This is a genomic window from Brevibacterium sp. UBA7493 (assembly GCF_002479565.1).
GTDB classification, from domain to species: domain Bacteria; phylum Actinomycetota; class Actinomycetes; order Actinomycetales; family Brevibacteriaceae; genus Brevibacterium; species Brevibacterium luteolum.
In genome coordinates, this window is record NZ_DLOD01000002.1 from 82,423 (window position 1) to 108,432 (window position 26,010).

Below are 26,010 nucleotides of genomic sequence, written 5' to 3' on the forward strand. Positions count from 1 at the left end.
CGAGCTGTGTGGTGACTGGTTGGTAAGGCGGCCGGGCTGTCAGGTCATTGGGGGCCGCGGGTCATGCGGATCTCAGCCAGGTCATCAGCGGCCGCGTCGACGTTGCGGGTGCCGTCGGGTGTGAAGCCGTTGCGGGCGTAGAAGCTGCGGGCGCGCGGATTGTCCTCGGCCACCCACAGGGTGGCCGGCGCAGTGCCGATCGCCGCATCCAAAAGCGCCTGGCCGAGACCGGTTCCGTAGTGGCTGCTGAGGATGTACAGCGCCCACAGCTCCAAGCCGGTGCGGTCGTCGTCGCGAGCCTCACCGACGCTCGCGAACCCGATGACATCGGTGCTCGGCAACAGGCCCGGTGTCGTGACCGGGGTGCCGGCGTCTGTGCGAATGGCCAGGCGAGTGCGCGCACATGACTCCGGCTGCGTCAGCCACTGTGCCCACTGCTCGGTGCGGGTGGCCAACACCGCATCGTCGTAGAAGCGCTCATCCAGCAGGTGGCCGTAGGCTTCCCGCCATCCGGCGACGTGCACGCGCGCAATCGCGGCCCCGAGCTCAACGTCGGGCTGCGGACTGGCCTGTGGGGTGATGATGGCGAAGGGCATGACAGCACCCTAGAGGAGGGGTTCTGGCCCGTCTAGACTCGGAGTCATGTCCTTCTCGATCATCGACGTCGGCAGCGAGCTGCTCGAACGCGCCGCCGACGAGCCGACGAAGCTGGCGACCAAACGGATTCCCTCGGACAATGCCGCAATCGTGCGTATCCTCATCGCGATGCGCACTGGCGCGCAGCTGTCCGATCACCCCAACCCCGGTGAGGCAGTCATCACGATCCATCGCGGAGCTGCCACCCTGACCGGCGAATCCGGTGAAGCGATCGCCCTCGACTCCGGCGAGACCGCCGACATCCCGCAGGAAACCCATCGGCTTGATGCCGACCGTGACACGATCGCTGTGCTCACCCTTATCCACCGCAGCCGCCTGCAGTCCTGAACCATCGCCGGTCAGCACGCCGTCAGCCGGCAGACGTGCTGGCAGGCCGGTCAGCAGATCCTGGCAATCCGCTCCAGGTGACCGCCAGGTCCCTTGTCCTCCCTGGGCAATGTTGGCAGAGTTGCAGACATGACTGAGAACACTACGAACATCACCGTCACGCGCACGATCGATGCCCCGGCCAAGGAGATCTTCGACCTGCTCAGCCTGCCGGAACGCCATCACGAGTTCGATGGCTCGGGCATGGTGCGCTCAGATGACAAGTCGGATCGCATTCAGGCGGTCGGCGAAGTGTTCGTCATGAACATGCACGCCGAGCACATGGGTGGGGATTACCAGACGTACAACCACGTCACCGCCTTCGACCGCGATAAGATGGTCGGCTGGCAGCCGGCTCCGGAGAAGAACAAAGACAACCCGGACGGCTGGGAGTGGCTGTACGAGCTGCGCCCGCTCAGTGCCGACTCGACCGAGGTGACGCTCACCTACGACTGGTCGAAGATCGATGATGAGAAGCTCGCCTCGATCTTCCCGCTCGTGAGCGAGGCCGAACTCGACGACTCCCTCAATCAGCTCGCTGCCGCCGTCTCCGGAAGCTGAGCGGTCGCCTCGGAAGCGGAACCCCCCCCCGCATGAGGGTCGCCCGGTCGCTGTCAGCGCAGCGACCGGGCGATCGTCGTGCAGGGGGCGGCCTCATGGCCTCATGGCTGCAGCTCAGTCCTCGGTGACCTCACCGGTATCGGCGTCGACGGTGACCTCTTCTGAGTCGCCGTTCTGCTCGATGTCGAACTGGTACTCCAGGCGGTTGTCGTCCCAGCTGTAAGACCATTCCGTGATCCGGCCGTCACGCACCTCAAGGGCCTTGTCGCGGGCCTCTTCGAAGGTCATCGGATCATTGAGATCGATGGCCTCCTCCTTGTCGTTGGTGCTGTCCTCTTCGGTCTTGACGATCTCACCGGTGTCGGCGTTGATGTCGACCTCGTGGTCGGTGCCGTCGACGAGCGTCGCGACGGTCCAGACCCAAGCGCTGTGGTCGTCCTCCCAATCGATCTCGATGGAGTGGACGGTGCCGTCGCCGGCCTCTTGGGCGGCGGCGTCGATGGCATCCTGGGCGCTGGTGGCGAACTCATGGGTGGCCAGGTCGGCGTCCTTGGGGGTGCCGTCACCGGAGTCCGCGCCCGAGGTGTCCCCACCGGTGTCCTCGGAGGTCGCCTCCGCGCCTGCGGGCTGGGTCGGGCTGTCATCAATGGCGTCGTCGCCTCCGCTGCAGCCGGCGAGGACTGCGGCGACGGACACTGCTGCGATACCTGCCAGAACTCTGCGCATAAGGTGCTCCTTCGTCGGCGGATTGATCGGCTTCAGGATACCAGCATCGGATCAAGGCGCCTTGTGCAGCCGATGTCGGCGTGCGAGCGGTTCTGCGCTGCACATGACGGTGCCCGGGGCAGCAGAAGCGCTGCCCCGGGCACCGGAGTCACTGCTGCAGCCGGCGGACCGGTCAGCAGCTGAACGTCACTTCGAGAGGGCTTCGATGAGTGCCTTGTTGAAGACCTCCAGATCACCGGGGTTGCGAGAGGTGATGAGGTTTCCGTCGACGACGAGTTCGGAGTCCTCCCAGGTCGCCCCGGCGTTCTGCATATCGACCTTGAGCGACTCGTACGAGGTCAGCCTGCGCCCCTTGGCCAGACCGGTCTGGGCGAGGATCCAGGGAGCGTGGCAGATCGCAGCGACAGGCTTGCCGGCTGCGAAGAATGCCTCGACGAGTGCGCCGGCATCGGCATCAAGGCGCAGTGAGTCGGCGTTGAGCGTGCCGCCGGGCAGCACGAGCATGTCGTAGTCAGCGGCATCTGCATCGGCGACCGGGACGTCGACGTCGAAGACCTCGGCGTGCTCCCAGTCGCCCTCCATCGCCTGCAGAGTGCCCTGGCTGGGGGACACGATGAATGTCTGCGCGCCAGCCTCGTCAAGCGCCGTGCGCGGGCTGGTGAGTTCGACCTGCTCGACGCCGCGTGTGAGCAGGAATGCAACCTTCTTATCGGACAGGGCCATGGTGCTCCTTCCATCGGGTGTGTGATCCACATCTGCATAAACGCCGCAGCCCGGGCGAGTATTCCATGCCCGAGGCGGTGGTTCCCGTGCCAGAGGTCTTGGTGCCCGTGCCCGAGGTGGTGGTGGGCTCGCATCGTCCGGCTCAGAGACCGCCGGTGCCCAGGGCGGTGCGCACCATCGTCTCGAAGTGGCTGACGTGCTCAGCGGCCAGGTCGGCGGCGCGCTCGCCGTCGCCGTCGAGGATCGCGGCCAGCAGCTCGGCGTGCTCGCCGACGTGCTGCGGGACCCCGCGCAGGCGCAGTGCGAGGACGCACCAGATGCGGGTGGCGAGGCTGTCGAGCCGGATGAGCGTCTCACTCAGGTGCGGATTGCCGGCGGCAGTGTAGATCGTCCGGTGCACACGGGTGTCGAACTCCAGCAGGCTCCGCGCATCGGCCGCCGCGGCCGTTCTGATCGCACCAGACGTGTCGATCGCCGCGGCCTCGGCGGCGAGCGCTGCGAGCTGGCTGCGCAGCTGCGGATCCTGGCAAGCGGCAGCCCGCCGTGCGGCGACGGGCTCGAGGATGCTGCGCAGTTCGGAGATGTCGACGAGGTCGGCGATCTCGACCTGCGTGGCGAAGGTGCCGCGGCGCGGATACGAGACGACGAGGTGTTCGCTCTCCAGGCGCTTGAGCGCTTCGCGCAACGGGGTGCGGCCGATCCCGAACTCTGCTGCGAGGTTCGCCTCGCGGATCGGCTCACCTGGGGCGATGTCGAGCATCACGAGTGCATCGCGCAGGCGCACATAGGCCTGCTCGGCCAGTGAGCTCGCCTCCGGCATCAGCATCTCCCCTCATCGCGCCGCACTGCGGTGAACGAACCGCGGCGAAAGGACCTCTTGACGAGATCCTAGTCACATTCTATCGTGGTGTCACATTGATATATCAGTCGTCGATCAGGCGTCTCCTGCAGTGATGGGACGGTGTCTGAGCCCGGCACAGGCGCCGGTGCCGATGACTGCGTGCGAGAGGAGCACCATGCACGATCAGCGCGTGCTGCCAGCGCATCCGGACTTCATGTGGCGCAGCCCGGAGCCCAAGCGCCGGTACGACGTCATCATCGTCGGCGGCGGAGGCCACGGTCTGGCCACCGCCTACTACCTGGCCAAGAACCACGGCGTCACCAACGTCGCCGTCCTCGAGCGCGGCTGGCTGGCCGGCGGCAACATGGCCCGCAACACCGCGATCATCCGCTCCAATTACCTGTGGGATGAGTCGGCTGCGATCTACGAGCACTCGATGCAGCTGTGGGAGGGCCTCGAAGACGAACTCGACTATGAGATCTTCTTCGACCAGCGCGGCGTGCTCAACCTCGCCCACACCCTGCAGGAGGTCCGCGACTCCGTCCGCCGCGTCGAGGCCAACCGGCTGGCCGGCATCGACGCCGAATGGGTCGAACCCGAGCAGGTCAAAGAGCTCTGCCCCATCATCAACATCGATGACAATCTGCGCTATCCGGTCCTCGGCGCGACATACCAGGCCCGAGGCGGGATCGCCAAGCATGACTGGGTCGCCTGGGCATTCGCCCGCCGGGCCTCCGAACTCGGCGTCGACATCATCGAGAACTGCGATGTCACCGGCTTCGACATCGAACACGGCCAGGTCAAGGGCGTACAGACCAACCTCGGGCCCATCGGAGCCGAATCCGTCGCCCTCGCTGCCGCCGGTGCCTCCTCGACGCTGGCGGAGCAGGCCGGCTTCCGCCTGCCGATCCAGACCCGGCCGCTGCAAGCACTCGTGTCCGAACTCCACGAGATCGTTCACCCCAATGTGGTGATGAGCAACCACGTCCATGTCTACGTCTCCCAGGCGCAGAAGGGCGAACTCGTCATGGGTGCCGGTGTCGATGCCTACAACGGCTACGGCCAGCGCGGGTCCTTCCACGTCATCGAACACCAGATGGCCGCCGCCGTCGAGCTGTTCCCGATCTTCGCCCGCGCCCACCTGCTGCGCGCCTGGGGCGGCAACGTCGACGTCACGATGGACGCCTCCCCGGTCGTCGGGCTCAGCCCGGTCGACAATCTCTACGTCAACTGCGGCTGGGGCACCGGCGGTTTCAAGGGCACCCCGGGCGCCGGGTACGTCTACGCCCACACGATCGCCACCGGCCAGCCGCATGAGCTCAACGCCCCGTTCAGCCTCGAGCGCTTCGACACCGGCGCCCTCGTCGACGAACACGGCGCAGCCGGCGTCGCCCACTGACCGGATCGCAGACCTCAGGAGACACCATGCTCATCATCGACTGCCCCCACTGCGGTCCCCGGATGGAGACCGAGTTCCACTACGGTGGCCAAGCCGACGTCGCCTACCCGGCCGATGCCGCGAACCTGCCGGATACCGACTGGGCCCAGTTCCTCTTCTACCGCGACAACCCGCGCGGGGACTTCGCCGAACGCTGGGTCCACGCCGCCGGCTGCCGCAAATGGCTCACCGTCACCCGCGACACCGTGACCAACGAGTTCACCTCCACTCCGCGGCCCGGCGCCCCGGCACCGCAGGCCAGCACCGACGCCCACGTCACCACCACCGCCGAGGCGCCGCTCGCCTCGGGCGCGGACACCGCCCGGAAGGAGGGCCAGCCATGACCCGCACACCACACGCCAACAGCGGCCAGCCCGGCACCCGCCTGCCGGGAGCCGGCATCGATATCGACACCCCCATCAGCTTCGAGATCGACGGTGAGACGATCACCGGCTTCGCGGGTGACACGCTGGCCTCTGCGCTCATCGCCGCAGGCCGCACCCGCTGCGGTGACTCGCTGTACCGGTCGCGGCCGCGCGGCATCTTCACCGACGGCACTGCTGAGCCCAACGCCTACGTCGAGACCACCATCGACGGGGTCACCGAGACGATGCGCCAGGCCACCATCGTCGAACTCAGCCCAGGCATCACCGCCCGCACACTCACCGGCCTCGGCCGCCTCATGGACCCGCCCGCCCCAGGCGAATCCGCCGACCCGGGCAAGCGGACGATCGCCCGCTACGACAAGCGCAGCACCTTCGCCGACGTGCTCATCGTCGGCGCAGGCCCTGCCGGCCTGGCCGCCGCCCGGGCTGCCGCGCGCACCGGAGCACGGGTGATCCTGGCCGAACAGGACTTCCGCCTCGGCGGCCGCGCCCTTTCCTCCGACGGGACGATCGAAGGCCAGCCGGCCGCCGCCTGGATCGCAGGCGTCCGCGCCGAACTCGACACCTACGACGAGTGCCGCGTGCTCACCCGCACCGCCGTCGTCGGCGCCTTCGACTCGAACTACTTCGTCGCCGTCGAATCCCGCCGCGACCACCTCGACGGAGCACCGGCCGGCATGTCCCGGCAACGGCTGTGGCACATCACCGCCGACCAGGTGGTGCTCGCCACCGGCGCGCTCGAACGCCCCCTCGTCTTCGCCCACAACGACCGGCCCGGCATCATGCTCGCCTCGGCCGCGGCCAGCTGGCTGCACCGCTTCGGCATCCTGCCCGGCCGCCAGGTCACGATCGCCACGACGAACGACTCGCCCTACCCGCTCGCCTCCGCGCTCGCCGCCGCCGGCGCCGAGGTGACGGTCATCGACTCGCGCACGAACCCCGCCGCCGAGGCGGTCGAGACCGCCGGCGTCACAGTCCACCGCGGGTGCGCGGTCACCGAATCGCTCAGCGACTGCGATAACGGGCATGTCACCGGCCTGCGCTTCGGTGCTTTCGACGGCACGCTTGTCGACGCAGCCAGCCAGCAGGAGACCGACTGCGATCTGCTGCTGCTCGCCGGCGGCTGGACGCCGACGGTGCACCTGCACTCACAGCGCCGCGGGGACCTGCACTGGGACGAGACCCTCAGCGGCTTCGTCCCGAGCACACCCGTGCGGGATCAGCACCTGGCCGGCGCCGTCTGCGGCACCTACACCACCGAGCTGTGCCTGACCGAAGGCACGGCTGCCGGAGCGGCTGCTGCTGCGACGACCGCATGGGTGCGCGAACACGGCGACCCGGCCACCGCCTCGGGCACGGAGCCGGCCACCGCCTCGGGAACGGGCGTCACCGACAGCCAGCGCCGCGAGGCCTGCGGCGAGGTCCGCCCGGTGTGGCTGGGCGCGACCCGCCCGCCGAGCAGCGACCGCGCCGATGAGAATGTCGAGTTCGACACCTGCTTCCTCGACCTGCAGCGCGACGAATCCGTGCGCAACGCGGTCCGGGCGATCAACGCCGGGATGCGCAACGTCGAGCACATCAAGCGCTACACCTCGATCGCCACCGGTGCCGAGCAGGGCCGCCTGTCCTCGGTTGTGACGAACGGGGTCATCGCCCAGGCCCTCGGCGCAGACATCGGCGAGCTCGGCGTCACGACCTTCCGTGCCCCGTACACGCCGGTGTCCTTCGCCGCACTTGCCGGCCGCTCGCACGGGGAGCTGTACGATCCGGCACGGCTCACGCCCACTCACTTCTGGGCCCTTGAGCGCGGCGTCGTGTTCGAAGACGTCGGGCAGTGGAAGCGCGCCCGTTTCTTCGCCCGCGACGGTGAGGACATGGACGCTGCCGTCGCACGCGAATGCGCGGCCGTGCGTGAGCGGGTCGGCTTCCAGGACGCCTCGACGCTAGGGAAGATCGAGATCCGTGGCGCCGACGCCCCGGAGTTCCTCAACCGCATGTACACCAACGGGTTCCTCAAGCTCGCCGTCGGCAAGGGCCGCTACGGGCTCATGTGCGGCCCCGACGGGATGGTCATCGACGACGGCGTCTCACTGCGCTTGGCCGAGGACCGGTACTTCATGTCGACGACGACCGGCAATGCCGCCCACATCCTCGAACACCTCGAAGAGTACGCGCAGACCGAATGGCCCGAACTCGACGTAACGATCACCTCGGTGACCGAGCAGTGGGCGACGATCGCGGTGGCCGGGCCGCTGTCGCGCAAGGTCATCGCCAAGCTCTTCCCGGACCTCGACGTCAGCCAGGACGCCTTCGGCTTCATGGAGTTCCGCACCGCCCGCCTGCACGCCCCCAGCACCGGAGCTGCCGGTCAGGACGGCGATTCGATCGAGGCGCGGGTCTGCCGGATCACCTTCTCCGGTGAGCTCGCCTTCGAGATCAACGTGCCCGCCTGGTACGGCCGCGCGGTCGCCGAACTCGTCGAAGCCGCAGGTGAGGAGTTCGGCATCACCCCCTACGGCACCGAGACGATGCATGTGCTGCGAGCTGAGAAGGCCTTCCCGATCGTCGGGCAGGACACCGACGGCACCGTCAGCCCCCACGACCTCGGGATGGGCTGGGCGGTCTCGACGCGCAAGGAATTCGTCGGCAGTCGCTCGTTCGCCCGCGCCTTCAACCACGACCCCAACCGCAAACACCTCATCGCGCTGCTGCCCGACGACCCCGAGGTGGTGCTTGCCGAAGGGGCGCAGATCATCACCGCAGACGTGGCCCCCGCCGCCGAGGCGGTCGTCGTCTCCCGCGGGCGCGCTGACGCGGCTGCCCCGATCCCGATGATCGGGCAGGTGACGTCGAGCTACATGTCCCAGGCGCTCGGCCGCAGCTTCGCGCTCGCCCTCGTCAAGGGCGGCCGGGAGCGGATCGGCCAGACGGTCGTAGCGAGCTTCGGCGGCCGCTTCGTCCCCGCGACCGTCGCCGACACGGTCGTCTTCGACCCGGAGAACACGCGCCGCGACGGCGTGGAAGGAGTGAGCTGAGATGACGACGACAGCCCAGACCGGCAGCCGCGCACCGCAGCTGCGGCCGATCAGCCCAGCCGGGCACCGCCATGCCGACATGGACGCCGGCTCGAGTGCGGCAGTGCGCCTGCGTGAGATCCCGTTCGCGCAAATGCTCGCGATCCGCGCCGAACCCGGCTCGCCGATGGCCGCTGCCGTCGAGGCCGAGGTCGGCCGCCTGCCGGCTGCGGTCAAGCAGGTGACGGTCAGTCAGCAGGCCACGACCTGCTGGCTGAGCCCTGATGAGTTCCTCGCCGTGCTCACAGATGAGTCGCTCACTGCCGCCGCCGAGGTGGCGGAGACGATCATGGCCCATGCCGGTTCTGCTTCCGGTCACGTCCTCGATGTCTCAGCCAACCGCACGACCCTCGAACTGTCAGGCCCGGCCGCTCGGGACATCCTCGAATCGTCAGCGACGATCGACCTGCACCCGAGGATGTTCCCCGCCGGCACGGCTGTTGCGACGAATTTCGCTCAGACCCAGGTGATCCTGCACAAGACAGGGGAGGAGACGTGGCGGATCCTGCCGCGCTCCTCGTTCGCCGACTCCGTTGTCACGTGGCTGCTCGACGCGATGGAGGAGTACCAGAACGCCGGCTGACCGGCAGCCGGGAACCCTCCGAGCCGGAGACGCACCCAGCCGGAAACTCTTCCGGGACGAGCCGCCTCGGCGCCCGGCAGCATCAGCCGCAGGGAACCTCGCCCCAACAGCGGGCTCCCTGCGGCTTGTGCATGCAGCGCTGGCCGGAACGCCGATGCCTGATGAGAGGGCTGCCATGGCTGACATCACGACCCCAGAGATCATCGACTTCCCCGGCAGCCCCACCGCTGTCGTCCGTGCCGAAGGGCTGGAGGTCGCCGAGATCGCCGCCTTTATGGATGAGACGTTCGCCGCCCTGACCCAGGCGATCGAGAACGGCGACATCACCCCGGCAGGACCTGCCTTCTGCCGCTACGACACCGCCATGGTTCCCGAGGAGACCGGCCAGCTGCCGCCGTTCGACCTCGAAGCCGGGTTCCCGCTCGTCTCCCTACTCGACGGCCCGCTCATCACCGGCGCGGTGCGGATCGAACCATCCGAGCTCCCGGCCTGTCAGCTGGCGGTGACGAAGCACACCGGACCCTATGACCAGCTCGGCCAGGCATGGGAGCAGTTCACGCAGACCCTCGTCGATGACGGCTACTCACTGGCCATGCCCTGCTGGGAGGCCTACGACACGGAGCCGACCCCGGACACCGACCCGGCCACACTCGTCACCGGGCTCGCCGTCCCCGTCGTCCGCGACGGAGCGCACCCGGTCCACTCCTGCCGCCTGCCCGGACACGAACACGCCCCGCACAGCCGGAGCTGTGCGGGGCGTGCCGCGCGGATGGCGGAGGTCATCGTTCGGAGCTCACCGCTCGCCCGGCTGCCGAGAGCTGGCCTCACCGGCCCGGCGGGCGACGTCGGACTGCTCCCGGTCGCTTCGGCTGCGGGTGAAGAGATTCTTCGTCGCTGAGAGCCGGTAGTCGATGCGGTTGTCGACGCGGTGATCGACCTTGTCGCCGAGCACATCGTCGAATTCATCAGTGAGGTACTCCGACATCTGCTTGCTCTCGATGATGCGCTTGATCGCGACCTGGCGGGCGTCTTCCTTGCGGAACGCCTGCACTGTGGCCAGCGCGATGAGGATGAGCACGACTGAGAACGGCAGCGCTGTGGCAAGGGATGCCGCTTGCAGCGCCTCCAGACCGCCTGCCAGCAGCAGGCCGATGGCGATAGCGCCTTCGAGCGCGCAGAAGAGGATGCGCGACCACATCGGTGGGTTCGGGTGTCCGCCGGAGGCGAGCATGTCGACGACGAGCGATCCGGAGTCCGATGAGGTGATGAAGAAGACCGTCACCAGGATGATCGCCAGGACGGACATGATCGCACCCATCGGCAGCCCGGAGAGCACGTCGAACAGCGCCTTCTCAGCGACCACGCCCTCCTCCGGGTCGACGAGTCCGCCGGAGCCGAACAGCTCCTGGTGGATACCGGCGCCGCCGAGCACGGAGAACCAGAAGAAGCCGACGAGCGAGGGCACCACGAGCACACCGGCGATGAATTCGCGCACGGTGCGCCCACGCGAGATCCGGGCGATGAACACGCCGACGAACGGCGCCCAGGAGATCCACCAGCCCCAGTAGAAGATGGTCCACGCCGAATTCCATTCTGCGCCCTCAGCGCCGGTGAAGGCACCGGCATCGAAGGTGAGGTTGAAGAAGTTCGCCAGGTACACACCGAGGGACTCGATGAAGTTCTCGAACAGGAACAGCGTCGGCCCGAGCATGAGCACGGCGATGAGCAGCAGGCCGGCGACGGACAGGTTGATGTTCGACAGCCACTTGATGCCTGCGCCCACACCTGAGACCACCGACAGGGTGGCCAGGAAGGTGATGCCGGTGATGAGGATGATGAGGAAGGTGTTGTCGACGGTGTCGACGACGCCGATCTCCTGCAGACCCGAGGAGATCTGCTGGACGCCCAGGCCCAGCGAGGTGGCGATGCCGAAGACGGTGCCGAACACGGCGAGGATGTCGATGAGGTCACCGGCCCAGCCGCGCACGCGGTCGCCGAGGAGGGGCTCGAGTGCCCAGCGGATCGAGACCGGGCGGCCCCGCCGGTGGATGGCGTAGGCCAGTGCAAGGCCGATGACGGCATAGATCGACCACGGGTGCAGTCCCCAGTGGATGAACGTCTGCGCCATCGCCAGATGCTGCTGCTCGACTCCGTCGGTCGGCCAGCCCGGTTTGGGCGTGGTCGTCGCATAGGTCAGCGGCTCGCCGACGCCGTAGAAAACCAGGCCGATGCCCATACCGGCAGCGAACAGCATCGCAAACCACGACAGCAGCCCGAATTCCGGCTCCTCACCGTCGTCGCCAAGCCGGATCTTGCCGAACTTCGAGACCCCGATGCCGATCGAGAAGAACACGAACCCGCCGATGACGAGCATGTAGTACCAGCCGAGGTTGTGCACGATCCAGTTCTGGGTGGCTGTGAGCACCGTGCCGGTGGTGTCCTGGAAGACGATCGCCAGGATCGCGATGAGACCGATGAGGATGATCGACGGCCAGAACACCGCCGGGGCGATGAGCCCCTTCTTGTCGATCCGCACGCCTTGGGCGATGAGCTTCGCAGCGATCCGCGAATCGGCGTCCTCATCCTCGATCTGCAGGTGGTCCGGCAGCCGCAGCTCCTCAGCTTCCTGCACCTCGTCACGCAGATGTTCGGGGGCTGCGTGGACGGTCGCTGTGCTGCGATCCTGTCCTGTCTTGTCGTCAGTCGTCACTGTGGTTCTTTCCGTGTTGTCAGCGTGTCTGCGTATCGAATTCCGTCACTTACCATCTCGGATTGTCCCAGCAGCGGCAAGTTCACCTGACAGTCCAGTGATGTCCCTCACATGGCGCTGCCTGGTCTCAAGGGTAGCGTGCCGGCCGCCTCCCCACCCGCGCCCGAGGCGGTGGGCGCCGAGCGCGGGGCTGTCGCCTCCGCTGGGGTCTCGTCGGCATCTGCGGTCGGGTCGCCTGCCGCGTGCAGGTTCCGCGGCGCATGCGGGGGTCTTTATGGGTGTCTGCGGTGTTTGTCATCAGTGTGGTGTGGTTCGTTGCAGTTCTGTGACCAGCAGTGACACGTAACTGCAACACACCTGTCATACGGCCTCCTTAGACTCATCCTCACGCCGTGCGCGGATGCCCGCGGCGCTCCCGATCCCCGAGGTGCCCCCATGCATGTCTTCCGTCGCATCGTCCTCCCCGTCAGCTACCTGGTGGTGCTGCTCATCATCGCCATCGCGCTCGCCTGGCTGGCCTTCCGCCCGCAGGCGAGCACCACCGTCGACGGCGAACCCACCGGGGAGGTGCTGGCTGAGGAGACCGTCGTGGCGCGCGGAGACGTGTCCAATGTGCTCAGCTTCGACGGCAAGATCGAAGTCGAGCCGGCCAAGGACGCCAAAGCATCAGAGACCGGCACGCTCGTCCACGTCTTCGAGCAGTCCGGACGCAAGGTGAAGAAGGGCGCCCAGCTGTACCAGATCAAGGTCGAAGGCGAAGCCGAGGCCCCGGCCCCGGCCGCCGAACCCGGTTCTGACGGTGACGCCGCCGAACCCGCCCCGGCACCGGCCCCGCGTCCACGCTACGTCAACGTCGTCGCCCCTGCCGACGGGGTCGTCGGCGACTATGCGGCTGAGAAGGGCGAGGACGTTGCGAAGGGGCAGGCGGTCACGAGCATCGAACAGGACTCCTTCCGCGCTGTCGCCTCCATCGAACCGGCTCAGCTGTACCGGATCCCCAAGATGCCGGACACCGGCACCGTGACGATCACCGACGGACCGCAGCCCTTTGAGTGCACGAGCCTGCGCCTCAACCAGGTCTCCGGCAGCCGCAGCGCCGGTGACAGCGCCGGTGACAGCGACGGGGAGGACGCCGGTGCGGAGCCGGCACCAGACGACAGCGAGGCCCCGGCACCGGAGGCCGGCGCCTCGGGCCCGTCGATCAGCTGCGAGGTCCCCGACGAGGTGACCGTCTACAACGGGCTGAACATGAAGCTCGAACTCGACGCCGGCTCAGCCACCGATGTGCTCATCGTCCCGACCACCGCGGTGCGCGGCACGATCGGCGACGGCAGCGTGTGGGTCATCGACGACTCCGGCGAACCGGTCGAAACCCCGGTCAAGCTCGGCATCAACGACGGCGAGAACGTCGAGATCACCGAGGGGCTTGAGGAGGGCCAGTCGATCGCCGCCTACGTGCCCGGCGCTGAGCCTGAGTCGCCTGAGGACTTCGACGAGGGCGGCATGGTCGACGAGGGAGAGATGTGAGCGCAGCGCCGATCCTGCAGCTGCGCGACGTCACCCGTTCCGTGCGGCTGCCCAACGACAGCATCCTCGACATCCTCACCGGCATCGACCTCGACGTCTATCCCCGCGAGCACGTCGGCATCGTCGGCCGCTCCGGCACCGGCAAATCGACCCTGCTCAACATCCTCGGGCTGCTCGACCGGCCCACCAGCGGCGGCATGTGGTTCGCCGGGACCGAGGTCTCGCGCATCTCCCAGCGCCGGGCCGCCGCGATCCGCGGGCAGGATGTCGGATTCGTGTTCCAGCAGTTCAACCTGCTGCCCGGCCGCACCGCGCTGGAGAACGTCGAAGCACCCCTGCTGTACGGCTCGCCCCGGGAGTTCTGGCAGCGCCGGCGACTCGCCACCGAAGCCCTCGAGCGCCTCGGCCTCGGCCACCGGCTGCGCCAGCTGCCGATCGCGCTCTCCGGCGGTGAGCAGCAGCGGGTGGCGATCGCCCGGGCGATCGTGCGCAAGCCGCGCGTGCTGCTCGCCGATGAGCCCACCGGTGCCCTCGACGTCGACACCGGCCGGGCGGTGATGCGGCTGCTGGAGGAGATCACCACCGAAGGCGACTGCTCGCTCATCACCATCACCCACGACCCGAACATCGCGGCGATGGCCTCCCGCCGCTTCCAGCTCAAGGACGGCCGGCTGCACCTGCTGGAAGCCGCCACCGCAGCCGAGGTCGCCACCCACCTGGGCGGAGGTGCGGCATGACCCGAATCGTGTCCCTGCTGGCCGAAGCCTGGCAGGAGCTGCGCATCCACAAGCTGCGGGTGCTGCTCTCCCTCATCGGCGTCGGCGTCGCCGTCTGCGCCCTCACCCTCGTCGTCGCTCTCGGGGCGATCGCCGAACGCGTCTCCACGGAGTACATGGAGCGGGTCGGCGGCCGCCCGGTGACCCTGAGCATGTACCCCTCCCAGCTGAGCACTGCCAGCGAGTACGAGGTGTTCCGCGACCGACTCGATGCCGAGGCCGAACGCTTCGACATCAGCTACATCACCGCCCTGTCGGAGGGCTACGGCCCGATCGCGGTCAACGGCACCCCGTACGATGTCAACCTCAACGCCGTCGACCCGTCCTTCAAGGTCATGCGCCACCAGGTCGTCACCGCCGGCCGCTGGTTCGAAGCCGGCGATGAGCAGAACATGTCGCCGCCGGTCGTTGTGAGCTCGAACTTCCTCGACCAGACCGGGGTGTCGGCAGCGGACCTGCCGCGCACCATCACGACGCCGACCGGGGCGCAGGCCACCGTCATCGGAGTGGTGCAGGGCGGCGGGGTGATGGAGGACCCGACGGTGTTCTTCCTGCCGCAGCATATGGCGGTGATGAACCCGGATGAGGGGTTCGACAGCCTGCGGGTGGACCTGTGGGTGCCGGAGCACAACGCCAAGACCCTGCAGAAGCAGCTCGGGCCGGCCCTCAAGGCCAGCCTCGGGGTGCAGTCGGTCGAGCGATCCGACTTCGCCGCGCAGGGCGATATGGGCCTCGGGATGCTCAAGGCGATCCTGCTGTCGATCTCCGGGATCATCATGGCGATGGGCGTGCTCGGGATGATCAACATCGCCGTCGTGACGATTCAGCAGCGCATCCGCGAGATCGGCATCCGGCGCAGCTTCGGCGCCTCGACCGGACGGGTGTTCTTCTCGGTCATGATGGAAAGCGTCGTCGGCACGTTCGTGGCAGGCGTCGTGGGTGTCGGAGCGGCGATCCTGCTGCTGCGCAACCCGCTGGTGGCCCAGGTGCTGTTCGACGGGCTCCAGGACACCCCGCCGTTCCCGATCTCAGCCGCGCTGCTCGGCATCGGCGTCGCGCTCGCCGTCGGCGGACTGGCCGGGCTCATCCCAGCCCTCGTCGCCACCCGTATCCGGATCATCGACGCGATCCGCACCTGACCCGGCCACCGCCTCGGGCACGGACCCGGCCGCCGCCTCGGGTGCGGCCACTGCCTCGGGTGCGGACCCGGCGCCCCTCACATCACGGTCGCGGCGACCGTGGCGGCCATCTCGGTGACCTGTGCGAGGTGCTCCTCGCCGACCTCGCCGGTGAAGGTGACCGGCTCGAAGGCCTTCTCCCACCCGAATCCGGTGGTGATCGCCTCCATCGCCTTCTCGGCCCCCGTTGTGTCGTAGCCACCGTGGATCCAGTAGGAGAACGGCCGCCCGGCGGTCTGCTCGCGGGAGTCGTAGTAGGTGGTGTCGAAGAAGTGCTTGAGGGCACCGGAGATGTAGCCGAAGTTCGCCGTCGTGCCGAGCACGTAGGCGTCAGCTGCGAGCACATCGTCGGCTGTCGCCTCGAGTGCGGCCCGCTCGATGACCTCGACGCCGTCGAGTTCGGGCATATTCAGCCCCTCCCGCGCAGCCGCGGCGAGCTTCTCGGTCGCCGGCGAAGGCGAATGATGGACGAGCAGCACACGTGCCATACCTCCACTGTACCGACGCCCGCGCCCGAGGTGAATGCCCGGTTTGCACGGATCGATAGACTGCCGTGCATGGCAGTCATCCGCGATCCGCTGCGCGGTGCGCGCACCCCGCAGCCGAGTCACAGCGACGAGCAGATCGCCGCAGTCATCGCCGAGCTGGCAGACTCTGCGCCGGCCGGCGAGCACCCGTGGACGGTGCTCACCGGGGCCGGAATGAGCACCGATTCCGGCATTCCCGACTATCGCGGTCCCGGCTCTCCGCGCCGGAACCCGATGACCTACCAGACCTTTCTGTCGCATCCGCGCCAGCGCGCTCGCTATTGGGCGCGCAGCTGGGTCGGCTACCCCCGGATGCGCCTGGCTGAGCCGAACCGCGGGCACGAACTCCTCGCCTGCCTCGGGCTCGGACCTCTCATCACGCAGAACGTCGACGGACTGCACATCGCCGCCGGTTCCGATCCGGTCATCGAGCTGCACGGCAGCCTCGCCAGGGTGGTGTGCCTGCAGTGCCGGCGGGTCTTCGACCGCAGCTGGCTGCAGGAGGAGATGACGGCGCTGAATCCCGGCTTCGGCGAGCAGCTCGAGATCGACCTGGCTGATATAGAGACCGCTCCCGACGGCGACGTCGAACTCGATGAGACCGCCGGGTTCCGCTACCCGGACTGCCCGATCTGCGGCGGCATCCTCAAACCCGATGTCGTGTACTTCGGCGAATCCGTCCCGCGTGAGCGCGTTGAGGCCGCCACCGCCGCCGTCGATGCCGGGTCAGGGCTGCTTGTGGCCGGCAGTTCGCTGGCGGTGCACTCGGGACTGCGGTTCGTCCGCCGGGCGGCCAAGGCCGGCAAGCCGATCGTCATCGTCACCGACGGCCCGACGCGCGGCGATGACCTGGCCGATTATCGCTCCACCAGCCGGATTGCGGACTTTCTGCAGACACTCAGCGAGAAATGTGGACGCCCTCGCACAGCAGACGGCACACTGAGTGTATGAGGAAGAACTACGCACGCGACGAACGGCTCAGCCTAGCGGCGCTGATGTTCGATGTCGGCCCCGATGCACCCACCCTGTGTGAGGGATGGACGGTGCGGGATCTGGCAGTTCACCTCGTCATCCGCGACCGCCGGCCCTTTGCGCTGCCGGGCAACGCCTCTCCGCAGCTGGCCGAACGCTTCCCGTCACTGGACCGGTACAAGACCTCGGTCGAGACGGAATTCACCGAGATGCCGTTCGAGCAGCTCGTCGGGCTCATGGCCGAGGGCGCGCCGATCTGGTCACCGGCGAAGCTGTCGTCAGTCGACCGGGTGATGAACACCGCGGAGTTCCTCGTCCACCACGAGGACGTCCGCCGGGCTGCCGATGATTGGCAGCCGCGCAGCCTGTCATGGGACATGCAGATGAGCGTGTGGCCGCTGCTGAAGATGCTCGTGCTGCCCCAGGCCCTGTCGATCGGCAAGCACCTGATCTTCGACGCCCCCGGATTCGCCGGCACCACCGCCGGACCCAAGTCCAAGGGCATCATGAAGGTCACCGGCAAGCCGCTGGAGATCCTGCTGTGGGTCTACGGCCGCAAGGACCATGCGATCGTCGAGGTCGAGGAGTTCGACCCGCCTGAGGGAACCGACCCCGAGGCGGCAGACGATGTGCAGACCGGCACCCTTCCCATCGTGGAGCCGTGCCCAGGCGACGTGAGCGCCGATGAACGTGACGAGAGCGAGCACGGTGACGCTGCCGGGCGCGGCGATGCAGCTGGGCGCGATGACGCCGCCGGGCGCTGATCAGCGCTCCGGCGACTGATCCTCCGGGCCGCGCGGGCCCCGCACGTCGCGTGGGTTCATCGCCTCGTGTTCGCCTGTCGGGCTGGCTGGACCGGTCTGGCCTGCAACCGGCGCCGCGCCTCCCGTGCTGTCACGCTCCTGCTGGAGCCGACGCTGCTCTTCAGCGTGCATGCGGGCGCCGATATAGGAGTTCGGCCGGTTCATCGTCCGGTAGATGAGGTAGCCGCCGCCGAAGAGCGTGATGAAGAAGAACGCGATGACAATGAGCACCGCCAGAAGCTGCGGCTCATCCATCTTTCGGCCTCCTGATCTGGGGAGAAGGAAACGCGGTTCGGCAGTATGCACTCGGCGGTGCACGGGTGCCGTTCCGCCACCATGGTGCCACACCTCGTCCTCCGCGCAGCATCCGACCCAGCCACCGCCTCGGGAGCGGGGATCCACAGCGTCAGCTGAGCGATGTCAGCGGTTCGCAGTAGGGTAGGGGATGTGTCTACTGCACTGTACCGCCGCTACCGCCCGGAGACTTTCGATGAGGTCATCGGCCAGGACCATGTGGTCACCCCGCTCATGGCCGCGATCGCCAATGACCGCATCAACCATGCCTATCTGTTCTCCGGCCCCCGCGGCTGCGGCAAGACCACCTCAGCGCGCATCCTCGCCCGCTGCCTCAACTGCGTCGAGGGCCCGACCGCGCAGCCGTGCGGGCAGTGCCCCAGCTGCCGCGATCTCGCCAACGACGGTCCCGGATCACTCGACGTCGTCGAGATCGACGCAGCCAGCCACAACGGTGTCGATGACGCACGTGACCTGCGCGAACGTGCGGTCTACGCGCCTGCCCGTGACCGGTTCAAGGTCTTCATCCTCGATGAGGCGCATATGGTCACGCCGCAGGGCTTCAACGCCCTGCTCAAGCTCGTCGAGGAGCCGCCGGCGCATGTGAAGTTCGTCTTCGCGACCACCGAGCCGGAGAAGGTCATCGGCACGATCCGCTCGCGTACGCACCACTACCCCTTCCGGCTCGTCCCGCCCGAGGTGCTCACCGGGTACCTCGATGAGCTGTGCACGCGTGAGAACGTGCCGGTCTCCAAGGGCGTGCTGCCGCTGGTCGTGCGCGCCGGCGGTGGATCGGTGCGCGATTCGCTCTCCGTTCTCGACCAGCTCATGGCCGGCGCCGGAGCTGACGGCGTCGACTACCACACCGCGATCGCCCTGCTGGGCTACACGCCCGATTCGCTGCTCGGTGACATCGTCGACGCATTCTCCGCCGGTGACGGCGCGGCGGTGTTTCGGGTCGTCGACCGGGTCATCGAGTCCGGCCAGGATCCGCGCCGGTTCGTTGAGGATCTGCTCGAGAGGTTCCGCGACCTGGTGGTCGTCGGTGCCGCGCCCGAGGCGGCGGCCTCGTTCCTGCCTGAGGTCCCCTCCGATCGCCTGGAGCGCCTCGTCCAGCAGGCCCGGTCGTTCGGGCAGGCGGAGCTGTCGCGGGCGGCGGACCTGTTCAATACGGGGCTGTCGGAGATGTCCGGCGCGACCTCGCCGCGGCTGCAGCTCGAGCTCATCTGTGCGCGCGTGCTGCTGCCGGCTGCCGAGAAGTCCCGACGGTCAACGCTCAGCCGCGTTGAGCGGATCGAACGCCGCATCGGCATGGGTGCCACCGGCACTCTGCCGCCTGGAGCAGTTCCGGCTGCCGTACCCGAGGGCACCGATAACGGTCCTGGTGCTGCCGAGACCGGTAGCACCGCTGGTGTTGCCGCGCAGACTGAGTCTGCCCAGCCTGCGAAGCCTGCGCCAGCTCCTGCGCGCAGCGTCGACGACGACCTCGACGAGTTCGCAGCTGCTGCCGCTGCAGCAGAATCCATGCTCAGTGATGAACCAGACGCCGGGCAGTCCGCAGAATCCGCCCCGGCGGCTGACCCGTCATCGCCCGAACCGGCATCTGCAGCGCCCGAGGCGACTGCGCCTGAGCCGACCGCGCCAGCCGTGCCCGAAGCCGCTGCCACCGCTGCGCGGCGTGCCGCAGACTCTTCTGCTCCCGCAGCCGCAGACGCCGGCCAGCAGACTGGTGCGCAGCAGCCGACGGAATCGCAGCAGCCGGCTCAGCTTCAGCCGTCTGCTCGGCTCGAACAGGCCGGGCCGCAGTCTGCCCCGGCAGCCCAGACTTCTCAGCCCGGGCAGGTCTCGCAGCCCAGCCAGACGCAGGGCATGCAACAGCCGTCCCAGCCTCAGCCTGCCTCCGAGCCTGCGCAGCCGCCGACCCCTGCCTCGGGACCGGGACAGCCAGGAGCCGAGATTGACGCGATCCGCCGCGCCTGGCCCGACATCCTCGACGCGCTCGGCCGTACGGCGAAGCTCGCTCGCGCGATCGTGAGCAACAGTGCGGTGCCCTATGGATTCACCGACGGTGTCTTCTACCTCGGGTTCGACAACCCTGGTGCGCTCAACTCCTTCAATCGCGGAAACAACGCGCAGAAGCTGAGCGAAGCGCTCAACGACGTGCTCGGCATCCAAGCCCGTGTCGAAGTTGGACCGGCGACCGGAAACGTGCCCGGAGGCCACAGCGGCAGCACACCCGCAGCCAACCCGGGCAACCCCGGTGGGGGAGCTGGCGGGCCGCAGAGTTCCCGTGGACCGGAGCAGCAGAACACGATCAACCGCCCGCGGCCCACGCAGGAGGAGATCGACTCCGTAGTCGGCCCCCGCGAGGCCGACCGCGAGCCGATCGACCATGAGCGCTTCTGGAAGAGCCCCGGCGATACAGCAGTTGCCGAATCCGCCGCCGACGATGCGGAGGAAGGGCAAAGCCTAGACCAGCCCGCAGCGCAGACTCCGGATTCGGCAAGGGAAAAGCCGAACGCGGAGCAGTCCGCACCGGAACCGCCGGCGAACGCCGGCAGCCGGTCGACAGCGGAAGAGCCGACCGCGGACGAGTCGACCGAGGAACGGTCGGCGGCGAGGCAGCCAGCTGCCGAAGAACCGGCGGCTCCTCAGCAGCACCCTGCACGCCAGGCACCTATCGCCCACGATGTCGAAGAACCTGACGACGGACCCGAACCACCACCGGAGGACGACTACTACGCAGGTGCTGACTTCGCTGACCCGTACGAGGCAGATACGAGCGCAGGCTCCGGCGCGGTCGACATGCCGGCCGTCGTCGTGCCACCGCCAGCGGCCATCGACGACGAGCCCGATTCATCCGGTGCAGACTCAGATAACTCCGGTTCCGCCGACGACGCCGCAGCCGAGACGCCTGCCCCGACTCCCTCGGCGAGCGGCAGTGCGTCGGACAGCGACGATGACCTCGACTTCCTCGGCGCCTATGCCGACCCGAACATCGCCTTCACCACCAACGACGGACCGGAAGCCCCGCTGCCGAAGGGCGAGAAGCCCGCGGAATCGGCCAACCCGTACGCCAGCTTCGCCCAGCGGGCCCAGCAGAACGGCAATGGCAGCACCCCTGGCCACGACACGAACCCAGGTGCTGCCGAACAGTCAGCCCACACCTCGGGCCCGGCCGACGCCGCAGACCCGGGACCTGCGACAGGCAGCGGACCGGCAATGGCTGGTGCCGCCAACGGCGACGGGCCGGAAGCCCAGCGCCAGCAGACCGGCGCCGGTCGGCCCGATGACGGATACGAGGACTTCGATCCCGATACGGATATGGACATCACCGAGGCCCCTGACGTCGGCGTGCCCGTCGTCGAACGGATCCTCGGCGGTGTCGTGATCGAGGAGACGGACGCATGAGCATGCTCTACGAAGGCGCCCTGCAGGACCTGGTCGACGAATTCGGCAAGCTGCCGGGAATCGGCCCCAAGTCCGCTCAGCGCCTGGCCTTCCACATCCTGCAGAGCCCCAGCGAGGACGTGTCGGGGCTGGCCCGCGCGCTGACCGAGGTGAAGAAGCGGGTGAAGTTCTGCGAGACCTGCGGCAACGTTGCAGAGGACACCGAATGCGTCATCTGCAAGGACACCCGCCGCGACCAGAGCGTCATCTGTGTGGTCGAAGAGCCCAAGGACGTCATCGCCATCGAACGCACCCGCGAGTTCCGCGGGCTGTACCACGTCCTCGGCGGTGCGATCGACCCGATGGCCGGCATCGGCCCCGATGAGCTGCGCATCAAGAGCCTGCTGCCGCGGCTGCAGAGCGGCGAGGTCACCGAATGCGTCATCGCCACCGACCCGAACCTCGAAGGCGAGGCGACCGCCACCTACCTCGTGCGGCTGCTCTCCAGCCTCGGCATCACCGTCAGCCGGCTGGCCTCCGGCCTGCCGGTCGGCGGCGACCTCGAATACGCCGATGAGGTCACCCTCGGCCGCGCCTTCGAAGGCCGTCGGCCCGTTGCCCAGTGATAGCCCAAGCCCCATAGCGGGTCCCGTGGCAGGGCCCAGCAGCTCCGCGCGCACAGCCCAGCCTGGCGGGCTGAATTTTCTTCTGGGGCCTCACCAGGAACAACGCAGTTTATCGAATATCGATATGCTGCAATCCCTTGACTCCTTATCGAAACTCGAGAAGTATATTGATTGTCGATATATCGAGAATCGATATACGACGATGACAACCCTCGATTAAGGAGAAGCCCATGAACACCCCGGGCAACACAGCACCTGCAACCGCCGCCGGCCGTCGCAAGAGCCGCGGAGGCCTGGAACTCTTCAGCCTCATGGCCCTGGCCGTCATCCTCGTCAACGCCGTCACCAGCATCGTGCGGGCGATCGTCAACCGCGAACTCACCGTCTCGCTCGAGCTGCCGGACGAAACCGAAGGCCTCATCTCCGGAGTCCCGGCCCGCGCCGACGGGCTCATGAGCTTCATCATCCCCTTCGATGAGCTCAGCGCATGGGCGATCACCCACGTGCTCATCGCACAGATCATCCTCGTCGCCGGAACCCTCGTCGCAGGCTGGTACCTCAGCCGGGTCATCAGCATCATCGCCGAAGGCAAGCCGCTGTCGCAGCCGGCCTCGCGCTTCCTGAGCATCGCCTTCTGGGTCGCCTTCGGCACGGGACTGGCCGTCGGACTCAACCTCATGCTCGGCGGCAACCTCGTCACCCGCGACCTCGGCGTCGCCGAAGCCGGCTTCACCAACGGAGTCACCACCATGGGCAGCTTCGTCTGGCTCGGCGTCCTCGGCCTCATCCAGGTCTTCCGCCTGGCCCTGCAGCGCGGCCAGCGCGCAGAGGACGAGCTCGAAGGAGTCATCTGATGAGCACCGAGAACACCACCCGCGCGGTCCGCTGCCACCTCGACGAGCTGCTCACCGCCCGCGGCAAGACCCTGACCGAACTGGCGAACGAGGTCGGCGTGACACTGGCCAACCTCTCGGTGCTGAAGAACAACCGCGCCAAGGCCATCCGCTACACCACACTCGTGGCCCTGTGCGACGCACTGGACTGCCAGCCCGGTGACCTCTTCACCGTCGCCGAGGTGCCGGTACCGGCCGGCTGACCCCTCACCTCCCGAGAACCCAGCCCCCACCTCGGGACCGGCGCACCCCTCAGAGGCCGAGCCCCCACCTCGGGACTGGAAAGGCCCGTCATCGTCCAGATGGCGGGGCCTTCTGATGCCCGCGCGGGCCGGTGTTTACAATGGGCCGTGGCGTTGCGAGCAACGCGACTGTACCCGGACGAAAGTGATTGCTGTGAGCCTAGTTGTGCAGAAGTTCGGCGGATCCTCCGTGGCCGGTGCCGACTCCGTCAAGCGCGTGGCCAAGCGGATCGTCGAATACCGCCAGGCCGGCCATGATGTCGTCGTCGTGGTCTCGGCGATGGGCGACAGCACCGACGATCTCATCGACCTGGCCAAAGAGATCTCCCCGGTCCCACCGGCCCGCGAACTCGACATGCTGCTGACCGCCGGCGAGCGGATCTCGATGGCCGTGCTCGCCATGGCGATCGCCAACCTCGGCTACCACGCACAGTCCTTCACCGGCTCGCAGGCCGGCGTCATCACCGATGAGTCCTTCGGCAAGGCCCGCATCATCGACGTCACCCCCGGCCGCATCCGCTCCGCCCTCGACGACGGCAACGTCGCGATCGTCGCGGGGTTCCAGGGAGTGTCCCAGACGACGAAGAACATCACGACCCTGGGCCGCGGCGGCTCCGACACGACCGCCGTCGCACTGGCCGCGGCACTGAACGCCGACGTCTGCGAGATCTACTCCGACGTCGACGGCGTCTTCACCGCCGACCCGCGGATCGTGCCGAGTGCGCACAAGATCTCGCTCATCAGCTACGAGGAGATGCTCGAGATGGCAGCCTCCGGCGCGAAGATCCTCATGCTGCGCTGCGTCGAGTACGCCCGCCGCTACGGGGTTCCCGTCCACGTCCGCTCCTCGTTCTCCCAGCACCAGGGCACCTGGGTGACCGACGCCCCCATCCCCGAGGCGTTCCGCACCGCACAGACAGAAGAAACGGAAGAGAAAATGGAACAGGCAATCATCTCCGGTGTCGCCCACGACCGTTCGGAGGCCAAGCTCACGATCGTCGGCGTGCCCGACATCCCCGGCAAGGCCGCCGAGATCTTCCGCACCGTCGGGCACCAGGAGATCGACATCGACATGATCGTCCAGAACATCTCCACCCGCGACCCCGGCCGCACCGACATCTCCTTCACCCTGCCGAAGGACGACGGTGTCAAGGCCATCGAAGCGCTCGAGTCCGCCAAGGGCAGCATCGGCTTCGACCACATCCAGTACGACGACCAGATCGGCAAGCTCTCGGTCATCGGCGCCGGCATGCGCTCCCACCCGGGCGTGACCGCCACGCTGTTCGACGCGCTCGCCGACGCCCACATCAACATCGACATGATCTCCACCTCGGAGATCCGCATCAGCGTCGTCACCAACGCCGAGCTGCTCGACGACGCCGTGCGCGCGGCCCACACCGCCTACGGGCTCGATGCCGATGACACCGAAGCGATCGTGTACGGAGGTACCGGACGATGAAGGCACTGAACATCGGCGTCGTCGGCGCCACCGGCCAGGTCGGCGAGGTCGTGCGCGACCTGCTGGCAGATGATCCCGGCTTCGAGATCGCCTCGATCCGGTTCTTCGCCTCGGCGCGATCGGCCGGCCGCGAACTCGACTTCGCCGGGCAGACCGTCGTCGTCGAAGACGCCGCGACCGCAGACCCCACCGGCCTCGACGTCGCTCTGTTCTCCGCCGGCGGGGCCACCTCCCGGGCGCAGGCCGCGCGCTTCGCCGAAGCCGGGGTGACGGTCATCGACAACTCCTCGGCCTTCCGCTCCGACCCTCAGGTGCCGCTCGTCGTCAGCGAGGTCAACCCCGAGGCCATCAACGACACACCCAAGGGGATCATCGCCAACCCCAACTGCACGACGATGGCCGCGATGCCGGTCATCAAGGCCCTGCACGACGCCGCCGGTCTGGAGCGCATGACGGTGGCGACCTACCAGGCGGTCTCCGGCTCCGGGCTGGCTGGCGTCGAGGAGCTTGCCGGGCAGGCGCGCGCGGTCATCGACGATGCCGAGCAGCTTGTGCGCGACGGCGCTGCCGTCGGCTTCCCCGCTCCCGAGGTGTACACGGCTCCCATCGCGTTCAACGTTCTGCCGATGGCCGGGTCGATCGTCGACGACGGCGAAGGTGAGACGGACGAGGAGAAGAAGCTGCGCAACGAGAGCCGCAAGATCCTCGGGCTGCCTGAGCTGCGGGTGGCTGGGACGTGTGTTCGCGTGCCGGTGTTCTCCGGTCACAGCCTCGCTGTGCATGCCGAGTTCGCCCGCGAGATCACCCCGGCGGCCGCTCGCGAGGTGCTCGCTAACGCACCCGGCGTCGAGCTGGCGGATGTGCCGACTCCGCTGGGGGCTGCCGGCCGCAATGCCAGCTTCGTCGGCCGCATCCGCGCCGACCAGTCGGTACCTGAAGGACGCGGTCTCGTGCTGTTCATCTCGAATGACAACCTGCGCAAGGGCGCAGCGCTCAACACCGTGCAGATCGCCCGCCTCATCGCCGAACGCAGCTGAGGCGGCTGTCGGCTGCGGTGCGCGGCAGTGCGCTGCAGTATGCGGCTGTCGGCGCAGCGGATCCGGTCATCGTGGCTGCATCGGGCAGGAGATCTGCCCGATGCAGCCACATGCGTTCGGTGCCCGCGAATGATGACGGGCTGGCCGCTTGAGCACGCAGATGAACGACCATCCCGGAACCATAAAAACATTGCAATAAATCCATTACCGCTATGTTGATG

Annotated in this window: 25 protein-coding genes; 18 read left to right on the top strand and 7 right to left on the bottom strand. The window is 67.9% G+C overall.

All coding sequences use genetic code 11. The features are described from left to right. Positions 1–44 precede the first annotated feature (44 nt). Entirely contained in the window at positions 45–596 is a 552-nt protein-coding gene (locus B4E96_RS00720) for a GNAT family N-acetyltransferase (protein WP_286955988.1), read from the bottom strand. Positions 597–642: 46 nt separating this feature from the next. Between B4E96_RS00720 and B4E96_RS00725 the strand changes: the two genes are divergently transcribed. Both B4E96_RS00725 and B4E96_RS00730 read left to right on the top strand, forming a co-directional pair. Then, positions 643–984 carry a hypothetical protein gene (locus B4E96_RS00725; RefSeq protein WP_102161149.1) on the top strand — a complete coding sequence of 114 codons (342 nt, stop codon included), beginning with the start codon at positions 643–645 and terminating at the stop codon, positions 982–984. A gap of 129 nt (positions 985–1,113) precedes the next feature. Continuing rightward, entirely contained in the window at positions 1,114–1,584 is a 471-nt protein-coding gene (locus B4E96_RS00730) for an SRPBCC family protein (protein ID WP_259854722.1), read from the top strand. A gap of 114 nt (positions 1,585–1,698) precedes the next feature. Here the strand turns inward: B4E96_RS00730 and B4E96_RS00735 are convergent, their stop codons facing one another. From B4E96_RS00735 to B4E96_RS00745, 3 genes are all read right to left on the bottom strand, one after another. Then, complete coding sequence (locus B4E96_RS00735; protein ID WP_259854720.1) at positions 1,699–2,310, bottom strand: PepSY domain-containing protein; 612 nt, start codon at positions 2,308–2,310, stop codon at positions 1,699–1,701. Between the two features lie 186 nt (positions 2,311–2,496). Then, on the bottom strand, positions 2,497–3,033 hold the full coding sequence (locus B4E96_RS00740) for a type 1 glutamine amidotransferase domain-containing protein (RefSeq protein WP_170273133.1): 537 nt from the start codon (positions 3,031–3,033) through the stop codon (positions 2,497–2,499). Between the two features lie 142 nt (positions 3,034–3,175). Continuing rightward, positions 3,176–3,859: a GntR family transcriptional regulator gene (locus tag B4E96_RS00745; RefSeq protein ID WP_102161156.1), complete on the bottom strand. Its 684-nt coding sequence runs from the start codon at positions 3,857–3,859 to the stop codon at positions 3,176–3,178. A gap of 190 nt (positions 3,860–4,049) precedes the next feature. Here B4E96_RS00745 and B4E96_RS00750 point away from each other — a divergent pair, with 190 nt between their 5' ends. The 5 genes from B4E96_RS00750 (at position 4,050) to B4E96_RS00770 (ending at position 10,253) form a co-directional block, all read left to right on the top strand. Further along, complete coding sequence (locus B4E96_RS00750) at positions 4,050–5,273, top strand: sarcosine oxidase subunit beta family protein (protein ID WP_286955991.1); 1,224 nt, start codon at positions 4,050–4,052, stop codon at positions 5,271–5,273. Positions 5,274–5,299: 26 nt separating this feature from the next. Beyond that, entirely contained in the window at positions 5,300–5,656 is a 357-nt protein-coding gene (locus B4E96_RS00755; protein ID WP_286955992.1) for a sarcosine oxidase subunit delta, read from the top strand. Further along, a complete protein-coding gene (locus B4E96_RS00760; RefSeq protein ID WP_286955994.1) occupies positions 5,653–8,733 on the top strand; it encodes a 2Fe-2S iron-sulfur cluster-binding protein in 3,081 nt (1,026 codons plus the stop codon). The genes B4E96_RS00755 and B4E96_RS00760 overlap by 4 nt, the downstream gene beginning before the upstream one ends. Before the next feature lies 1 nt (position 8,734). Then, complete coding sequence (locus B4E96_RS00765; protein ID WP_286955995.1) at positions 8,735–9,355, top strand: sarcosine oxidase subunit gamma; 621 nt, start codon at positions 8,735–8,737, stop codon at positions 9,353–9,355. A 175-nt stretch (positions 9,356–9,530) separates the two neighbouring features. After that, positions 9,531–10,253 (top strand): GyrI-like domain-containing protein, encoded by a 723-nt coding sequence (locus tag B4E96_RS00770; protein ID WP_286955996.1) that lies wholly within the window; start codon positions 9,531–9,533, stop codon positions 10,251–10,253. Here the strand turns inward: B4E96_RS00770 and B4E96_RS00775 are convergent. After that, positions 10,149–12,065, bottom strand: coding sequence for a BCCT family transporter (locus B4E96_RS00775; protein WP_414632653.1), 1,917 nt, complete (start codon positions 12,063–12,065; stop codon positions 10,149–10,151). The two genes, B4E96_RS00770 and B4E96_RS00775, sit on opposite strands and share 105 nt — an antisense overlap. Positions 12,066–12,500: 435 nt before the next feature. On the opposite strand from B4E96_RS00775, the gene B4E96_RS00780 reads away from it, so the two are divergent. The 3 genes from B4E96_RS00780 to B4E96_RS00790 are packed head-to-tail and all read left to right on the top strand — an operon-like array spanning position 12,501 to position 15,507. Continuing rightward, positions 12,501–13,592, top strand: a complete 1,092-nt coding sequence (locus B4E96_RS00780) for an HlyD family efflux transporter periplasmic adaptor subunit (RefSeq protein WP_286955997.1) — start codon at positions 12,501–12,503, stop codon at positions 13,590–13,592. Further along, the gene (locus B4E96_RS00785; RefSeq protein ID WP_191725958.1) at positions 13,589–14,329 is read left to right on the top strand and encodes an ABC transporter ATP-binding protein; all 741 of its coding nucleotides are present in this window, start codon (positions 13,589–13,591) and stop codon (positions 14,327–14,329) included. Before B4E96_RS00780 ends, B4E96_RS00785 begins: the two co-directional genes overlap by 4 nt. Then, complete coding sequence (locus tag B4E96_RS00790; RefSeq protein WP_286955999.1) at positions 14,326–15,507, top strand: ABC transporter permease; 1,182 nt, start codon at positions 14,326–14,328, stop codon at positions 15,505–15,507. Before B4E96_RS00785 ends, B4E96_RS00790 begins: the two co-directional genes overlap by 4 nt. Positions 15,508–15,584: 77 nt before the next feature. On the opposite strand, the gene B4E96_RS00795 is transcribed toward B4E96_RS00790, so the two are convergent. Continuing rightward, positions 15,585–16,034: a flavodoxin family protein gene (locus B4E96_RS00795; protein WP_286956001.1), complete on the bottom strand. Its 450-nt coding sequence runs from the start codon at positions 16,032–16,034 to the stop codon at positions 15,585–15,587. 69 nt (positions 16,035–16,103) lie between these two features. On the opposite strand from B4E96_RS00795, the gene B4E96_RS00800 reads away from it, so the two are divergent. Together B4E96_RS00800 and B4E96_RS00805 are read left to right on the top strand one after the other, a co-directional pair. Next, positions 16,104–17,024 (top strand): Sir2 family NAD-dependent protein deacetylase, encoded by a 921-nt coding sequence (locus B4E96_RS00800; protein WP_286956002.1) that lies wholly within the window; start codon positions 16,104–16,106, stop codon positions 17,022–17,024. Continuing rightward, on the top strand, positions 17,021–17,809 hold the full coding sequence (locus B4E96_RS00805) for a TIGR03085 family metal-binding protein (protein WP_286956003.1): 789 nt from the start codon (positions 17,021–17,023) through the stop codon (positions 17,807–17,809). The genes B4E96_RS00800 and B4E96_RS00805 overlap by 4 nt, the downstream gene beginning before the upstream one ends. Here the strand turns inward: B4E96_RS00805 and B4E96_RS00810 are convergent, their stop codons facing one another. Next, positions 17,810–18,103 carry a hypothetical protein gene (locus tag B4E96_RS00810; protein WP_102161179.1) on the bottom strand — a complete coding sequence of 98 codons (294 nt, stop codon included), beginning with the start codon at positions 18,101–18,103 and terminating at the stop codon, positions 17,810–17,812. It lies immediately after the preceding gene. Positions 18,104–18,295: 192 nt separating this feature from the next. On the opposite strand from B4E96_RS00810, the gene B4E96_RS00815 reads away from it, so the two are divergent. From B4E96_RS00815 to B4E96_RS00840, 6 genes are all read left to right on the top strand, one after another. Continuing rightward, the gene (locus B4E96_RS00815) at positions 18,296–21,553 is read left to right on the top strand and encodes a DNA polymerase III subunit gamma and tau (RefSeq protein WP_286956006.1); all 3,258 of its coding nucleotides are present in this window, start codon (positions 18,296–18,298) and stop codon (positions 21,551–21,553) included. Next, the gene (recR, locus tag B4E96_RS00820; RefSeq protein ID WP_165884517.1) at positions 21,550–22,158 is read left to right on the top strand and encodes a recombination mediator RecR; all 609 of its coding nucleotides are present in this window, start codon (positions 21,550–21,552) and stop codon (positions 22,156–22,158) included. The genes B4E96_RS00815 and recR overlap by 4 nt, the downstream gene beginning before the upstream one ends. A 230-nt stretch (positions 22,159–22,388) precedes the next feature. Then, on the top strand, positions 22,389–23,012 hold the full coding sequence (locus B4E96_RS00825) for a hypothetical protein (RefSeq protein ID WP_102161185.1): 624 nt from the start codon (positions 22,389–22,391) through the stop codon (positions 23,010–23,012). Then, positions 23,012–23,254 carry a helix-turn-helix domain-containing protein gene (locus B4E96_RS00830; protein WP_102161187.1) on the top strand — a complete coding sequence of 81 codons (243 nt, stop codon included), beginning with the start codon at positions 23,012–23,014 and terminating at the stop codon, positions 23,252–23,254. Before B4E96_RS00825 ends, B4E96_RS00830 begins: the two co-directional genes overlap by 1 nt. A gap of 193 nt (positions 23,255–23,447) precedes the next feature. Next, a complete protein-coding gene (locus B4E96_RS00835) occupies positions 23,448–24,752 on the top strand; it encodes an aspartate kinase (protein ID WP_286956009.1) in 1,305 nt (434 codons plus the stop codon). Then, positions 24,749–25,789: an aspartate-semialdehyde dehydrogenase gene (locus B4E96_RS00840; RefSeq protein WP_286956011.1), complete on the top strand. Its 1,041-nt coding sequence runs from the start codon at positions 24,749–24,751 to the stop codon at positions 25,787–25,789. Before B4E96_RS00835 ends, B4E96_RS00840 begins: the two co-directional genes overlap by 4 nt. Positions 25,790–26,010 lie beyond the last annotated feature (221 nt).